The following is a 16,554-nucleotide window of genomic DNA, read 5'->3' as shown; positions in this document are numbered from 1 at the left end:
ACAAGTTTTTAGCTTGTCTCTATTTTTTTTAAACAAAAACAACACTGACATTTAAAAATATTTCATTTTTTTACTTTTAATTAAAATTTTAAACTTTTTCATTCCCAAGCTATTACCCTGCATTTTTATGGAATTCATATTCATATCTTATAAATTCCCTGGATTTGTCAGGTATATTCCATATTAGATTTGTAATTTAGGAACTCCGAGACCACGTTCTTTTGATCTGTTACTACGGTCAATTTCCCTCAGAATATTATGGTCAGTTTCTTCAGAATGACACCCTGCGTGCAGTACTGAAAAAAGACACAGCAAAATGACATCCCGACTCGTTTATGAGCCGGGCAGGATAAAATTTGAAAAAAAATACAAACAAAAACTAAGGACTGAAAAACTATGTATTTCAAAAAAATTCTTCTGAATAACAGATTAAAATTTAAATAGAAATCAAACCATGAAAAAAATTAGCACTTCTTTAATGTTGCTTATTGTCAGCATGGCCTTTTCACAAGTAGGCATTACAAAAAATACTACTTTTGAACTCCACAACAAGGCCATTTTACAGGTAGACGGAAAGTATGAAGGAAAGAATTACGGTATGATGCTTCCTGAAGTATCCGCTCCTGAAAACCTTCCACTGTACAGCTCCGCTACTCCAGACAGTAAAATGACAGGAATGATGATGTTCGAAAAAACACACGCTACATTCTATTCCTATGACGGAGAAAAATGGAATAATGAGCCCACTGCCGCTGATTTTAAACTAAAACAATCCAGATTCCTGTCCACTGCAGATGAGGAAACCAGTGTAGTATGTGTACTTCTTGGATGCGGCCGGCATGTAGGGCTTGGCTTCAGCGCACCTGTTGATGGGAAACAATCCTACAACAGCCTTAATATCACAAGGGAAGCCGCAGTAGTGGCCGGAGGTGGAATTTATGGCGACAGAAGCTTTGATAATGCCAAATTCATTATTAATGAAGCCGGAGTTTATGACATTTACCTGAATGTCCCCTCCAAAACAGGTGGAGCCGTATCCCTAACCAGCGGGCCTCAGTATCAGCTGAGAGCCTATCTTAAACAAAGTAACGGAAGCTATAATGAAGTGAAGCTGACTACATTTTTCCCGGATTATTATGGCATTCTCGGAATTGGCGGAGATACCAATACCGCTGCTTTCACCACCACAAGAATCCGGCTGAATCCTGGAGATTATATTGTTTCGAGAATACATTCTCCATTGGCAACAGTATCTGTAGTGGTTACTCTTACTGCTGCAGCCAACGCCAATATCGCCAAATATTATCCACGAGAAATAATGTTCACCAAAGTAAGTGATTAGAATGACCAGAAAAACAATTACGCTCAAAGTTTTTATTATTGCAGCCATAAGCCCATTGGGATCTGCCCAGGTAAAAATGGGTAACAGACCTGAAACAGTTCACCCAAGAGCAGCATTAGAGGCAGAACACAATTCAAAAGGGATAATGCTTCCTGTTGTTGAGAACCACACTGAATTACCTAATTATAATGCAGCACACCCGGACCTGTATGAAAACAAACCTGAAGATAACGGTTTGGTATTTTATAACAAGGAGATTAAAGATGTAGTAAAATATGATGGTTACAGATGGATCGCTGCTACAGAAAGGAGTATCAAAAATTATAAGAATGTAAGCATCCTGGGATCTAATGCCAGTGATGTGTCTGTTGCCAATGTACTGGGAATTACAGGACGCCCTACCCTCCCCTTCAATATTTTAAATGATTTTGACAGAAATAATATAAATAATTTAGGAGTTACAGTAAACGCTAATGGAGAAATTACGATTCCGGCAGACGGGTTTTACAGAATTAACCCGTCTGTAAAAACAAGCAGTGCGGGAGGACTTTCTGTAGGAAATGCTGCCACCATTATTTCACTACAGGCTCTGTATGTAAATGCAGCCGGAGACGGATGGCAAAAAATTCATGAAAACAGCTTTCTGCTTTACGGACTTTTGGTAACAGCCGGCAGCGCAAATTCCGTAAACAATTTTTCCACTACAAAATACCTGCATGCCGGAGATCAGATCCGCCTGAGGGCAGGTATCCAGGCTGACACCGGATTAAATGTGGGAGCCGGTGTAAATTTTAAAATGAATGATAGAGATACTTTCATCTATATAGAAAAACTTAACTAAAATGAGAAAGAATATATATATCGCAGTCCTTCTAGTGACAGTCCAAATGGCATTTTCTCAGGTTACTATCGGGAGCGCTGCCAGCCCAAGCCCCAATTCGATGTTCAGTGTTGTGAATAAAGAAGACAATGCTGCGCAATCTAAAGGCATGATGATCCCAACAGTAAACAATGAAACTGAATTGCCACTATACAACGCCAGCCAGCCCACTCGCTTTGATAAGGACCCTTCTATGCAGGGAATGATTATGTACAGAAAAGATATTCAGCGTGTTGTAGTGTATGATGGAGAACAATGGAAACCAACATTTTATGAATCCGGCGGAAGAACTACCCGCGCCAGCATGAACCCGGCAACCCCTGAAAGTGATCTCCCATCTGTAGGATGTATTCTTATCGGATGTGGAGAAAAAGATGTTCCTTTTGGATTCTACAACAATATATTGGATGGAGATAAACTGGGGATCATTGATCCTCATGGAACTGTAAATAGTGACTTCAGTAATTTTACATTTAAGGAATCTGGATTTTATAAGATCCTTATCAGTTTAAAGGTAAAAACTTCAGGTCTCCACGTGAGTCCGCCTGTGATCTCTTTCAGAGCCTTAAAAAATGGAGCAATACTTGCACGAAACGATGTTCCTTTGAATGAAGCCATCCTGATAACAGCCGGAGCTAACAGAGTGGGAACAATGGAGTTTCTGGCAATGTTCGACAAAGGAGACAAACTTAAAGTTCAGGTTTCGGGCGGGGTTTCTATCCTGACTGTTGCTGATGTCTACAAAATTGTTCCTACAGACGGAACCTTCATCAGCATAGAAAAGCTATAAGCCTTAAATACAAAGAACATTTTTATTCCATATTTCATTAAATAGGGTACTTCAATTGAGGTACCCTATTTTCATATCATCAATTTAATGATCTTTCATCATTCTTTTATTCTCCTATCATCCGATGATTTCTTTAAGCTGGCTTAGGCCCATTTTAAAACCTTCTTCAAATCCCATATCCAGCATTTTTTTCATTACTTCTTCAGATTGATAATGAATGTTAACCGTTACTTTTGTGCCTTCTTCCACTCCTGTGAAACCAATCAGCCATTTTGATTTGGGAGCATCTTCATTCACTTCTCCTTTTTCATTACAGAAAGCGCTTGTCCAGTCAAAGCTTCTGTGTTCTATAATTTCTCCATACTGAGATTGCGAATATCCTTTTTCACCATTAGGCCCTGCCATAGCATACAGCCAAATGCCTCCTTCTTTAAAATCCTGTTTTACCGTTTCGCATTTCCAGGGTCTTGGGCCCCACCACTGATCCAATAATTCGGACTGGGTAAAATAGTTCCACACTTTTGAAACATCTGCCTTGTAAATATTCATTACATAAACACTCTTCGAGTCAAAATCTTTGTTGAAAATGATATTAGATTCCATACAGTAATAATTTTGATTAAAGGTAGCTCTTTATTTATAGAAAGGACTTTTCCTATGACAAGTAAACAATAATTCATAAATAATTGTTAAAAAAGAGTCTTTTAAGAAAAAAAACATAATTTTTTGGCTCGTTTTTTGTTTACGTAGTCTTAAAACAATTAATTTTAACATTCATTTTTCCAAAACATATATAATTAAATAATGAATAATAAATTCATCCCAATAATTTCGGTGTTTATGACGATCTCACTGATTGTCTTTGTTACGCTCCAATTTTATTGGCTGAAAGGCTATTACGGTGTACTGGAACAGGATTTCTCAAATAAAGTTTACTCCGTTTTGGAAAATACTGCAAAAACAATTGAAGAAATTGAAGCTGACAAATACCTGACTAAAGATAACAGAAGTACCATTCTTGCCAACAGCAAAAATCCATCACTTACTACTATTCAACAGGTAGAAGATTCCGGAACACAGAGACAGATTATCTATTCCAAGAATATTATTTCCAACGCGCAGCTGCCTATTTCCAAACAGGGAGATTCTGTAAAGCTTACTACTTTATATACTGATGAGGCAGCTTACAAAATAAAAAGAGACACTACCAACCGCGAAATTTTAACTTCGGATATTAATCAGGATATTGAAACCGGGGATTATGCCGTAAAAGAATTCGTAAAGGTATATGGCAACAATTTACCCATTGCACAGAGGGTAAACCCTGCAACGCTTGATTCGGTTATCACCAAAGAACTGAAGATCAGAGGAATTACAGCAAAATTCGGATATGGAATTGTGGATAAAGATAATAAGCTAACCAGTATTGCCAATAAAGCTTACAAAGAAAAAAAAGACAGCAATACCTATAGTTATCCTCTTTTCACCGATAAAAAGTATAATACTTTATATAATCTGGCTTTAGTTTTTCCTAAAAAAGAGTATGCTCTGGCAATGAATAACTGGCCGATGCTTCTGGGAACTTTCCTTTCACTGCTTACGATTCTTGGGATCTATATTATTTCCATTAATTATATGATGAGGCAGAAAAAGCTTGCTGAAGTGAAAACGGATTTCATCAACAATATGTCTCACGAATTCAAAACCCCTCTGGCAACTATTTCCGTGGCAACTGACTCATTGGCGAATGATAAAATTGCCACTAATCCGGATAAAGTAAAGTATTATTCAGAATTGATTAAACAGGAAAACCTGAGAATGAAAAAGCAGGTGGAAAATGTTCTGAACATGTCTAAACTTGAAAGAAATGAGGTAGAGCTATTCCTGAAAGAAACCAATGTAAGGGAACTGATTAAAAAAACAACAGAATCCTTCAACCTGATTGTACAGCAAAGAAACGGTACCCTTACCCAACAGTTCAATGCCACTCATTATAATTTTAAAATTGATGAATTCCACATCTCAAATATGCTGGTGAACTTATTGGATAATGCTAATAAATACTCCCCGGAAGCTCCGGAGATTCATGTAGAAACCAGGAATGAAGGGCATTGGTATGTTATCGAGATTTCAGATAAAGGAATGGGAATGGAAACCCAGAATAAAACAAAGATTTTTGAGAAATTCTTTAGAGAAGAAACAGGAAATATTCACAATGTAAAAGGACAGGGATTAGGACTTTCCTATGTAAAAAAAATTGTAGAGCTGCATAAAGGACAGATTATAGTAGATTCCCACAAAGGAAAAGGCAGTACATTTACTATTAAACTGCCAATGGATTAAATGATAATATATTGAAGATTAAAAGACGGATTCATCATTATCAATAATAAAATAGAAACCAAAAAACAAAATATAAGAAGAGAGAGTGAGACAGTTCATTCTTAATTGTTAATTATTAATTAGTAAAAGTTATGAGCAACAGAATATTATTAGTAGAGGACGATCAGAGTTTCGGGGCGGTGCTTAAAGATTATTTAACGATCAATAATTTTGAAGTAACCCTTGCTACTGATGGAGAACAGGGATTGAAAGAATTTACAGAAAATGAATTCGACATCTGTATATTTGATGTAATGATGCCTAAAAAAGATGGGTTTTCATTGGCCGAAGATGTAAAAAAGATTGATAAAAACACACCAATCATATTCCTTACAGCAAGAAATATGAGAGAAGACATCCTTAAAGGGTACCAGCTGGGAGCTGATGACTATATCACAAAACCATTTGATACGGAACTTCTTTTATACAAGATCAAGGCTATTCTTCAAAGAAGTTCTACCCTTGAAAATGAAGAGCAGGAACAGTTCAAGATCAGCAATATTTTCTTCGACTCTATGCTGAGACAGCTGAAGGTAGGGGATAAAGAATACAAACTTTCTCCGAAAGAAAATGAGTTATTGAAGCTTCTTTGCATTCACAGAAACGATTTCATGCCGAGAGACCTTGCGCTGAGAAAGATCTGGAAAAAGGAAAATTACTTTACCGCAAGAAGTATGGACGTGTATATTGCCAAGCTTCGTAAGCTATTGAAGGATGATGAAGGATTGGAGATTATTAACGTTCACGGTGAAGGATTCAGACTTCTTGTAAAAAATTAACTTAAAAATCGTATTATAAATATAAAATTAGCAAAACAATTAAAAATGTTTTGCTAATTTTGTTTCATACCCAATCAAGGATATGAAGAATACGTTTTTAGGTCTGATCTCTGTATCAATATTAGCTGTCTCTTGTAAGAAAGATGAAAAAGCAACTTATTTGAAAGATGAAGCTGGTTCTCAACAGTCTTCTGTAGCCATAAACAATACTCCAAAGGTTTCATTAATGGACCAGGCGGGGATTCAGGCTAACGCAGCTCCCGCTGCAATGGCCACTGCCCCGGGAATGAATCCTGCACATGGACAACCGGGACACCGATGTGATATCCCTGTAGGACAGCCACTGAACAGTCAGCCAGCAACTACTCCTGCTTCCCAGAACATTAGTGTAGGAGCTAACAATACCATCCAGATTGACCCAGGCACGGCAGCTCAGGCAAAAGTAGCGATGAACAACAATGCTCAACCTGTGAAAACGGCTCCGGGAATGAACCCACCACATGGACAGCCGGGACACCGTTGTGATATTCCTGTAGGACAGCCTTTGAGCAGTAAACCAGCTGCTGCTCAGCCTTCCCAAAACAATATACAGGTTACCCCTACTCCAACACCGGCCCAGGCTCAGGCAGCTTCACAAAACCTGGCTATGGGAGAAAAACCTAAACTGAACCCTGCTCATGGAGAGCCTTGGCACAGCTGTTCTCTAAAAGTTGGTGATCCTTTGCCATAAATTTTGTATTTTTGCACCTATGAAGCTATTTCACATACTGGCAATAGTATTTTGTTTGGGAATCTTCCTGATTCCTAAGGATAGCTTTTATGCTCAATCTATGCAGGAAACCTGCTGCAAAGCAGAATCCGGAAAGAAGAGTGACTGCTGTAAAAATCACTCCTCAAAAAAAGACAGCAAAAATGATTCTAAAAAATCATGCAATGATGACTGCTGTTCATCATGTATTGCCTGCTTTACTTTTATTGAGACTCCTTTTTCAAAAAACCTGCGCCTGGAACTTTCTTATTACAAAGCGAATAAGAATCCGCAGTTTCAGTATTCAGATCCTTATCTTTCCGACCGTTTAAAGGAAATCTGGCAACCGCCTAAAATAGGTTAATTAAAACATTATGAGTTCGTTACACAATATATCGAACCGTATTTTATTTAATCTAAACTTTAAACAAATGAAATTATATATTTCCAGGTTCATACTTGGTGCATTATTCTTATTTACACAATTTATATCCGCTCAAAATCTTCAGAAAAACCAGTTCAAAGTAAAAGGGAACTGTGAAATGTGCAAAACACGGATTGAAGGAGCCGCAAAAAAAGCCGGAGCTAAAACTGCCGTTTATTCTATTGACCTCCAGATGCTGACCATAGAAACTGATAAAGTTTCTGAAGACGACATCCTGAAAAAGGTAGCAGAAGCCGGCCATGATAATGAAAAATTCAAAGCTTCAGATGATGTTTATAAAAGCCTTCCGGGATGTTGCTTATATGACAGAGATTTACAGCCTGCACAGGCAGAATCTCATCATGACCATCATGCCAATGCTACAACTCCTGCTAAAAAGGACAACGAGTTTTACGTAAGGGGAAACTGTACCTCATGCAAAGCCAGAATTGAAAAAGCGGCTAAAGATGCAGGCGCAGATTCAGCGGAATGGAATGCAGAAAAGCAAACGGTTGCTTTACATTTTGATGCTTCAAAGACCTCATCGGATAAGATCCTGAAGGCTATTGCTGATGCAGGACATGATAACGAGAAATACAGGGCTTTAGATACTACTTATATCAGTCTTCCGGGATGCTGCCTTTATGACAGAGAATTTACTTTTGGAGAGGCCAACCCAAAGGCTCATTATGAAGAAGAAACGAAACATGGAGACCATGCAGCTCCGGCTGGCAATGATTCTCCCAACCAGCATGAGAAGAGCATTGATGGGGTTGTAGTAACGGGTTCCAAAGCAGCAACCTCTTTAAGTAAAAAGGAAGCCGGGCTGGTTTTTAATATTGATAAAAAGGAACTGTTAAAAGCAGCATGCTGTAATTTATCTGAAAGTTTTGAAACCAATGCCACTGTAGATGTGTCTTTCAGCAATGCTGTTACAGGTACAAAACAGTTGAAAATGTTAGGATTGGATCAAAAATATACAAGTTTAACAAAGGAACAGCTTCCTGAGATCAGGGGATTGGCTTCTGCTTATGGATTGAACTTCATTCCGGGAAGATGGATTGAGAGTATTCAGCTGACGAAAGGCGGCAGTACAGTAACCAACGGTTACGAAAGTATTACAGGGCAAATCAATACTGAACTGTTGAAGAATGCTAAAGAGCCGGAAGCTTCCCTGAACCTTTTTTCTGATTTTAACGGAAGAGCCGAAGCGAATATCACCAGCGTATCTCCTATCAATGATAAATGGTCGCAGACTTTCCTCCTTCACGGAAATGGTACATTTGGGAATACAGATATGAATCATGACGGATTTCTTGACAGACCTAAAGGAACGCAGATCAATGCAGCATATCTCCTGAATTATAATGATCTTGAAAAATCCGGGTTCGGATCTCATTTCGGGATTAATTTTATCCGCGATGAAAGAACTGCTGGACAAACTGCTTTCGATAAGAAGCTGGCTCAGGACAAACAGCCGGCCTATGGTGTTGGAATTGACATTTCAAGATTCCAGGTATGGAATAAAACAGGATATGTTTTTAAAGGAAAACCCTATCAAAGTATCGGCTGGATGAATCAGTATGTATATCACCAGCAGGACAGCTTTTTTGGATTGAGAAATTATTCAGGGCAACAGCATACTTATTATTCCAATTTAATTTTTGAAAGTATTATTGGAAATACCAACCATAAATATAAAGCAGGAGCAAGTTTCTTATACGATGGCTATAATGAAACCTATCTGCTGGATCATTTTAAAAGAAATGAAATTGTTCCGGGAGTTTTTGCTGAATATACTTTAACAGGTTTAAAATATACTTTAGTAGCAGGAACCAGGGTGGATTTCCATAACCTAGCAGGAACTCAGTTTACGCCAAGAGTAAATTTTAAATATGATTTCACACCACAAACTATTTTAAGGCTTTCTGCAGGAAGGGGATTCAGAACTGCCAACGTGTTTGCGGAGAGCCAGCAATATTTTGCTTCCAACAGGGTAATCAATATTTTGCCTAACGGAGGAGATATCTACGGTTTAAAGCCTGAAATTGCATGGAACTATGGAGCTAGTTTGCAACAGGAGTTTAAGCTTTTCGGAAGAAAATCTACCATTATTGCTGATTTTTTCAGAACAGATTTCCAGGATCAGGTATTAGTGGATTTAGACAGATCTCCTCAGCAACTTACATTTTATAACCTTGAAGGTAAATCATTTGCCAACTCTTTCCAGACACAATGGGATTTTACTCCTTTCAAGAACTTTGATGTAAGATTGGCTTATAAGTATTATGATGTACAGGCAGATTATATCGATGGAAGAAGAGAGGTTCCTTTTATGGCTAAACACCGGGGGTTTGTAAATCTTGCCTATTCTACCAATAAGAATGATAAAGGTGGTTTCTGGAGCTTTGATACTACTTTAAACTGGGTAGGAAAACAAAGACTTCCTGATATGTCCGGTAATCCTGCTGAGTTTCAGTTACCAGGATACTCTGATTCTTATGCAGTATTGAATGCTCAGATTTCAAGAAATTTCAACAAAAAGATAAGAGCCTATGTAGGGGGAGAAAACCTTACTTCATATTACCAGAAAAATGCAATTATCGATTTTAGAAATCCTTTTGGAAATTATTTTGATGGCGGAATGGTATATGCTCCCATCATGAAAGCGAATTTCTATGTGGGGCTGGATGTAACATTTTAAAGATAGGGACTGGAAATATCCTTCGCTAAGAGACTTTTTTAGCTATGATAAATTAATATAAACAAAACGTTATAGGTTTCAGAAATCTATAACGTTTATTTTTTTATCTTTTTATTTTCTTTGAAGTATAAATCAACAGTTGAAATAGTGCTTTTGAAAGCTTTCAGCAGCTTCCTTCTTCCTGCATCCAGCTTCCATGCCACAATAAAAAAGCAGCATCAATTCTAATGCTGCTTTTTTATTTATCTTCCGAAATCATCCTGAACTCTTACGATATCATCTTCGTCTGAAGGATTGGAAGCATCGGTATGCTGCCATATTTCAGCTACAATCCCCCAGCCTGACAGCCCTATTAATCTGTGTCTTTCTCCCTGCTGAAGTTTTACCTGATCTTTTGGGTGGTATTCTGCCACTTCTCCTTCTTCATCTGTAGTGCTTCTTTTGATTCCTACCGTTCCTTCCACTACCTGCCAGATCTCTGCTCTTCTGTGGTGATACTGCCAGCTTAGTCTTGCTTCAGGAGCTACAATAAGAATTTTAGGGCTTAGTTTTCCTCCTATTCTAAGGTTTTCCACATCAATCCCGTCAAAGTACTGGTTGGCAAAGTCCTGTGCCTGTGCTTCATCAATCACAAAGAAACCACCCCAAGGTCTGGTTTCATCTTTTGCAGCAATGGTAAATCCCTGGCTTTGTAGTGTCTGTTCTACTCTCTCGAATATTTCTTTTTTTTCCGTGCTCATATATCTTATTTCTCTTAATTACAATTATTTATCTGACTTTTCTTTTGACATTGAATAGGGAAAATCTTTTTCCTGTGATCCTCTGTCTGTATTTGGCTTACTGCCCATTTTAAAATCCAGAACGGCTCCATCCATTAAATTTTTATGGCTCAACCAGTTTTGGGAGTAAGGCTGTCCGTTTACATTCAATGACTGTACATATAAATTTTCAGCACTGTTTTCCGCTGCCTTTACTTCAATTTTCTTGCCGTTTTCCAGGTGAATAGTTGCTTCTTTAAACAATGGTGCTCCCAACACATACTGATCTGTTGCCGGTGTAACCGGATAAAATCCTAATGCTGAAAAAATATACCATGCAGAAGTCTGCCCGTTATCTTCATCTCCGCAATAGCCGTCCGGAGTAGCATGATATAGCTTATTCATCACCTGTCTTGCCCAATATTGGGTTTTATAAGGCGCTCCGGCATAATTGTACAGATAGATCATATGTTGTATAGGCTGGTTCCCGTGAGCATACTGCCCCATATTCATAATCTGCATTTCTCTGATCTCATGGATTACTCCACCGTAATAACTGTCATCAAAAACCGGAGGCAATGAAAACACTTCATCCAGTTTGGCTTCAAATTTATTTTTACCCCCCATCAGTTCAGCTAAACCATCAATATCCTGAAAAACTGACCAGGTGTAATGCCAGCTGTTCCCTTCTGTAAAGGCATCCCCCCATTTGAAAGGATTGAAAGGCTTCTGAAAATTACCGTCTTTATTTTTACCTCGCATTAAGCCTGTTTCCTTATCAAACAGATTTTTGTAATTATACGCTCTTTTTTTGTAAATATCAATTTCTGAAGCAGGTTTTCCTAATGCTTTTCCTAATTGATAGATTGAAAAATCATCATAAGCGTATTCTAAAGTTCTGGCTGCATTTTCATTAATTTTCACATCATAAGGAACATAGCCTAATTCATTATAATATTTTACTCCTGCACGGCCTACAGCTTTCATAGGACCTTCATTATCGGCACCATGTTTTACAGCCTGCCAAAGGGTTTCTACATCATATCCGCGAAGGCCTTTGATATAAGCATCTGCCACTACGGAAGCGGAATTATTCCCGATCATAATATCAGAATATCCAGGACTGCTCCATTCCGGTAAGAATCCGCCTTCTTTGTAAGCATTGGCCAATCCTTCCTGCATTTCCACATTGATACTTGGATATACTAAATTCAGGAAAGGATATAAAGCCCGGAAAGTATCCCAGAAACCTGTTCCGGCAAACATCCTTCCATCTGTGATCTTCCCGTTGTACGGACTCCAGTGTTTTATTTTATTCTGAGCATCAATCTCATATAATTTCTGTGGGAAAAACAAGGTCCTGTACAGTGAGGAATAAAAGGTTCTCATCTGCTGATCTGTTCCGCCTTTTACTTCTATTTTTCCTAAGGTTTTATTCCAGATATTTTTAGCATCGGTTTTTACCTGATCAAAATTTCTGTTCCCGATTTCTCTTTTAAGATTGATCTCAGCCTGCTCAAAACTGATGAATGAAGAGGCTATTTTTGCATAGACCGTTTCTTTATTTTTCAGTTTAAAGCCTACTATGGCGCCTGTATGATCGCTGGTAATTTCCAGCTTATCATTAATCAGTTTATCATCTTTCCAGGTTCTTGTAAGCTCAAAGTCTTTATCAAACTGAACTACAAAATAGTTTTTAAAGTTCTCATATTTCCCGGTAGAATATCTGGTGGTATAACCCAGGATTTTTCTTTCTTTCGGTAAAATTTTGATGTATGATCCTTTATTCAGAGCATCAATTACCACGTAAGCGCTATCTGTTTTCGGAAAATCAAATTTGAAAAAAGAAGCTCTTTCTGTCGGGGTAAATTCTGTGGTTACATTGATATCTGCTAAATAAACGCTGTAGAAATAGGGAGTGGTAACCTCAGCTTTATGGCTGAACCAGCTCGCTCTGTCGTCTTCTTTAAATTTTAACTTCCCTACTCCCGGCATAATGGAAAATGCTCCGTAATCATTCATCCAGGGAGAAGGCTGATGGGTCTGTTTGAATCCTTTTATTTTATCTGCATCGTAAGTATAGGCCCATCCGTCCCCCATTTTTCCGGTTTGTGCCGTCCAGAGATTCATTCCCCATGGAAGCCCTACTGCCGGATAGGTATTTCCGTTGGATAATGAAGGCTTGGATTGGGTTCCCATCAAAGGATTTACATAGTCTACGGGAGATGCATTCTGACCAAAAACCAGGGCTTGTAATAAAAGAAAGCAGGTAGAAAAAATAGACTTCATTGTATTGTTTCGTTTGTTAATTTATAAGCTTTTTTAATGCATAGCTGGCGGCTCCCAAAATGGCAGCATCTTCAAAAATAGCAGAAATTCTGACCTGCAAGTTAATATTATTATCTTTTAGATTCTGCATAAATCTTTGCTCAAAATAAGGATAGGCTTTGGCAATATTCCCTCCTATAACTAAAACTTCCGGTTTATAATGATTTACATATTTCACCACAAACTCTGAGAAAGAATCTGCATATTCATCAAATATCTGTTTCTGTATTTCGACAGGTTTATCCAACAGGTCTTTGGTTCCTGAGATCTGTTCTCCGGTGAGTTCTTCATAGCGTTTAACAAACCATCGTGTAGCCAGATAGTCTTCACAGATGGATTCTTTAAAAGGCGAATCCCACAGGTCTTCATCAGTCGCCAACTCTCCGTTATAAAATGTAGTTCCTAATCCTGTTCCGAGCGTAACGCCAAAAATCTTTTTAAAGCCCTGCGCACACCCACCAAATACTTCTCCTTCCATAAAGGCGGCCGCATCATTAACAAAATGAATCTGGTTTGGAGAAACGGATAGCCTTTTGGCCAGCTCCTCTTTTATGTTGACATGAAGGATATCAATAAACTTCCCCTGCTCCATCAGCGATATTCCGTTTTCATAATCGAAAGGCCCAGGCATGGCAATTCCTATTAAAAGATCTGCTTTCACCAGATTATAAGCTCCTTTTTCAATGGCTGAAGTCCATGCGGAGAAAATTGTTTCTTTGTTGTCAAAGGAATTTACATGTTCTCTTACATATGTTGAAGTAACAATTTCACGTTTTTCCGGATCTACCTGCGCGAGGGTAATATGTGATCCGCCAATATCAATTCCTAATATATTCTGCATCATTTTTTATTTTAAATTCTGTTGGCTGAAAAGGCAGGCCAATAAAACGATACCGTCCGTCTGCCTGCTTTACAGTCTATTATCTTATTTCCAGATAAAACATTCATTCACTGGATGTTATTTCACAACAATTTTACCTGTTGAAATTACTTTATTTTTGAGAATGTGATTTTGTAAATATAAGTCCCAAAGCCCAAACCCTGCGTATTCACTGTATTATTATTTTGATTAATATTTTTGCTTTTCAATAATGTTCCTGAATATTCACTTCTACGTAATCCAATTAAGCAGCTGTGCTTTCATTTGAAGTACTGCCTGAAATATTAGTGTCTATAAAGGGAGTAAGAAAGGCGTTTTTTTTCATTGATACTAATTTTTTGAAATGGGAAAAAAGCCATTGGGCCTAAGCCCAATGGCTGATTTATATTATTTTATCATTAATTTCTCTGTCTGTTTGATACTTCCATTCTGCGATTCAAACTGAAGGATATAATTTCCGGATGAAAGCCCGGATGACTCATACTGGTTATTTCCGGCATTCAATGATTTCGTGCTCATAATTCTTCCATAAAAATCAAAGATGGTCAGTTTTCCTTTGTTGTATTCATCAGGAACTGAAACCGTAAATGATGAAGATTTGCTGATTGGATTCGGATATATTTTGATTAAGCTCTTAGTATTAACTGTGCTTTGGATAGCGGCAGTTTTTGATACCATTGAAGTTCCAGCAGCACATGGCAGATCTGTTCCCCAATTGGAAGCATCCACTCCTGTTAAACTTAGGCTAACCCCATTTCCAGAGCTGTCCTGAACGGTAGCACCGCTTCCTTCATTGAATTTCCAATACGCTGCAAGAGAAGTAGCCGGAACAGATACATTACACATATTCTGACTGATCTCCGTCTGACTTAAGGCACGCTTCCACACTCTGACCTCATCTATCTTACCATTGAAGTTTCTGGAAGTATTGTATAGATATCCTACGTTGAATGCTCCATTAGAAACTACGCTTCCGGTTTGTGCCTTACTTGCATCCAACACTCCATTGATATAAAGTTTCATAGAACTTCCATCATAAGTTGCAGCCACATGATACCAGGTATTGGCATTCAACGCTGTAGTGGAGGCCAGTTTCTGCTGTACATTATTGATGCTTAATACAAACTGAAGCTTATTATTGGCAAGGCTGGCATCACCCAATCTTAATAATGCTGAATTAGCATCACCTGCCTCTGTTCCCATAATAGATGAAATATATGGGGAAGCTGATTTGAAGGAGGAAGGCTTGATCCAGCCTTCGAAAGATAATGCTGAACCACTTAAATTCATATTTCCTGCCGCCCCAGATTCAGTGCTTCCATCCAAGGAAAGGGCATAAGAACCTGTAGGTGTTGTTCCTGATCCGCTGTTGAATCTCGGAGCGAACATATAAGTACTTTTTACACTGCAATTTGTTCTGATTCTCCAGTCGTATTCAGTGTTAGCAGTTAATCCTGAAATGGTTACTGAACTAGCGTTAATGGCTGTAGCAACACTCGTCCATGTTGTGGAAGTGGCTGGTTTATAGTCAATATCGTAGGTATTGGTTCCCACTGTAGTCCAGTTTAATTTTGCACTTGTTCCGGTAAGATTACTGGTATATAATCCGATAGGTGCATCACAGTTGGTTCCTTGCGTCCATGATTGTAAAGTACCGCTTAGAACTGTTGCTTCACCATATAATGTTTGAGTTCCTGCTGAAAGCTGTGAGGCTTGATTGGTTCCTTTAAGATCATACCAAAGATATAATCCGTAGCCTCCGTTTTTGGTTTGCGTTGCAAGGCTTGTTGTTGTAGAATTGGAAGTATTCCCCAGCCAGACTGCTGCCGGGGAGATCTGAGCTTTTGTAAGAGGCGGAACATTAGGGGCAGAGAATGTACCATACATGGCATTCCAGCTATAATTAATATTGTCCCCTACTCTGGCTCCGTTCCAGGAAAGCCTTGAAGCGGCGTCTCCATAATAGTAGAATGAAATAATTTTATCCGGCAGCAATGCTCTTAATTCCTGAACAAGCATGACGAAGGAACTGTCATTAGGCTGTCCTGTTCCGTTATTTCCATAGTCTGAATATTCATCATCAAAATCAATTCCATCTAAACCATAAGTGTTGACTGTATTGGCTAGCTGTAATGCAAAATCTTTAGCCGCCTCACGGGTAGGAAAATTACAGATCCCGGCCCCCTGATGGTTTCCAAGAATGGTTAACACCACTTTCATTCCTTTCTGTTGCAGTGGTTTTATGTAGGTATCTGCATTGGTAAGAACTTTGGTGACATTATTATTAGAATACAGATAGGCTCTTCCACGGCTGGTATCATAATTAATATTAGCCGCAAAGATATTTACCACATTGAACAGATAACTATTCGATGTTTGCAGTTTATACGCTCCTGCATTCAGGATGTTGTTGTTATTCACTTCCACGTAGCATATTCCTTTAGGATTAAGCTGTTGTGCGTTAAGGAAAGCACCGGATTGTAGCGCCATGGCCATCAGTGCAGTAAGGATTGATTTTTTTTTCATTGTATAATTTTTT

Annotated in this window: 13 protein-coding genes; 8 read left to right on the top strand and 5 right to left on the bottom strand. The window is 38.4% G+C overall.

All coding sequences use genetic code 11. The features are described 5' to 3' along the window. Positions 1-454: 454 nt before the first annotated feature. From EG339_RS06760 to EG339_RS06750, 3 genes are read left to right on the top strand one after another with little or no spacing between them, the layout of a single operon-like run. Positions 455-1,342: a hypothetical protein gene (locus EG339_RS06760; protein WP_123869491.1), complete on the top strand. Its 888-nt coding sequence runs from the start codon at positions 455-457 to the stop codon at positions 1,340-1,342. A gap of 1 nt (position 1,343) precedes the next feature. Further along, the gene (locus tag EG339_RS06755; protein WP_123869489.1) at positions 1,344-2,183 is read left to right on the top strand and encodes a hypothetical protein; all 840 of its coding nucleotides are present in this window, start codon (positions 1,344-1,346) and stop codon (positions 2,181-2,183) included. 1 nt (position 2,184) lies between these two features. Continuing rightward, entirely contained in the window at positions 2,185-3,012 is an 828-nt protein-coding gene (locus EG339_RS06750) for a hypothetical protein (protein WP_123869487.1), read from the top strand. Between the two features lie 117 nt (positions 3,013-3,129). Here the strand turns inward: EG339_RS06750 and EG339_RS06745 are convergent, their stop codons facing one another. After that, positions 3,130-3,615, bottom strand: coding sequence for an SRPBCC family protein (locus tag EG339_RS06745; protein WP_123869485.1), 486 nt, complete (start codon positions 3,613-3,615; stop codon positions 3,130-3,132). A 201-nt stretch (positions 3,616-3,816) separates the two neighbouring features. Between EG339_RS06745 and EG339_RS06740 the strand changes: the two genes are divergently transcribed. The 5 genes from EG339_RS06740 (at position 3,817) to EG339_RS06720 (ending at position 10,049) form a co-directional block, all read left to right on the top strand. Next, a complete protein-coding gene (locus EG339_RS06740) occupies positions 3,817-5,355 on the top strand; it encodes a sensor histidine kinase (RefSeq protein ID WP_123869483.1) in 1,539 nt (512 codons plus the stop codon). A 131-nt stretch (positions 5,356-5,486) separates the two neighbouring features. Beyond that, positions 5,487-6,173 (top strand): response regulator transcription factor, encoded by a 687-nt coding sequence (locus tag EG339_RS06735; RefSeq protein ID WP_002982671.1) that lies wholly within the window; start codon positions 5,487-5,489, stop codon positions 6,171-6,173. Between the two features lie 82 nt (positions 6,174-6,255). Then, a complete protein-coding gene (locus tag EG339_RS06730; protein ID WP_123869481.1) occupies positions 6,256-6,903 on the top strand; it encodes a hypothetical protein in 648 nt (215 codons plus the stop codon). Between the two features lie 19 nt (positions 6,904-6,922). Beyond that, positions 6,923-7,285, top strand: coding sequence for a hypothetical protein (locus tag EG339_RS06725; RefSeq protein ID WP_164466420.1), 363 nt, complete (start codon positions 6,923-6,925; stop codon positions 7,283-7,285). Between the two features lie 67 nt (positions 7,286-7,352). Continuing rightward, positions 7,353-10,049 carry a TonB-dependent receptor domain-containing protein gene (locus EG339_RS06720; protein ID WP_185147670.1) on the top strand — a complete coding sequence of 899 codons (2,697 nt, stop codon included), beginning with the start codon at positions 7,353-7,355 and terminating at the stop codon, positions 10,047-10,049. A gap of 242 nt (positions 10,050-10,291) precedes the next feature. Here the strand turns inward: EG339_RS06720 and EG339_RS06715 are convergent, their stop codons facing one another. From EG339_RS06715 to EG339_RS06700, 4 genes are all read right to left on the bottom strand, one after another. Then, on the bottom strand, positions 10,292-10,789 hold the full coding sequence (locus EG339_RS06715) for a cupin domain-containing protein (protein WP_123869478.1): 498 nt from the start codon (positions 10,787-10,789) through the stop codon (positions 10,292-10,294). Positions 10,790-10,813: 24 nt separating this feature from the next. Beyond that, positions 10,814-13,096, bottom strand: a complete 2,283-nt coding sequence (locus tag EG339_RS06710) for a GH92 family glycosyl hydrolase (protein ID WP_123869477.1) — start codon at positions 13,094-13,096, stop codon at positions 10,814-10,816. A 16-nt stretch (positions 13,097-13,112) separates the two neighbouring features. Further along, a complete protein-coding gene (locus EG339_RS06705) occupies positions 13,113-13,979 on the bottom strand; it encodes an ROK family protein (protein WP_228459716.1) in 867 nt (288 codons plus the stop codon). Between the two features lie 423 nt (positions 13,980-14,402). After that, entirely contained in the window at positions 14,403-16,541 is a 2,139-nt protein-coding gene (locus tag EG339_RS06700; RefSeq protein ID WP_123869475.1) for an endo-beta-N-acetylglucosaminidase H, read from the bottom strand. Positions 16,542-16,554 lie beyond the last annotated feature (13 nt).

Origin of the sequence: Chryseobacterium bernardetii, assembly GCF_003815975.1 — a bacterium.
In the GTDB taxonomy this organism is placed as follows: domain Bacteria; phylum Bacteroidota; class Bacteroidia; order Flavobacteriales; family Weeksellaceae; genus Chryseobacterium; species Chryseobacterium bernardetii.
Note: the sequence above shows the minus strand (reverse complement) of the source record. Positions and strands in the feature narration are given on the sequence as shown.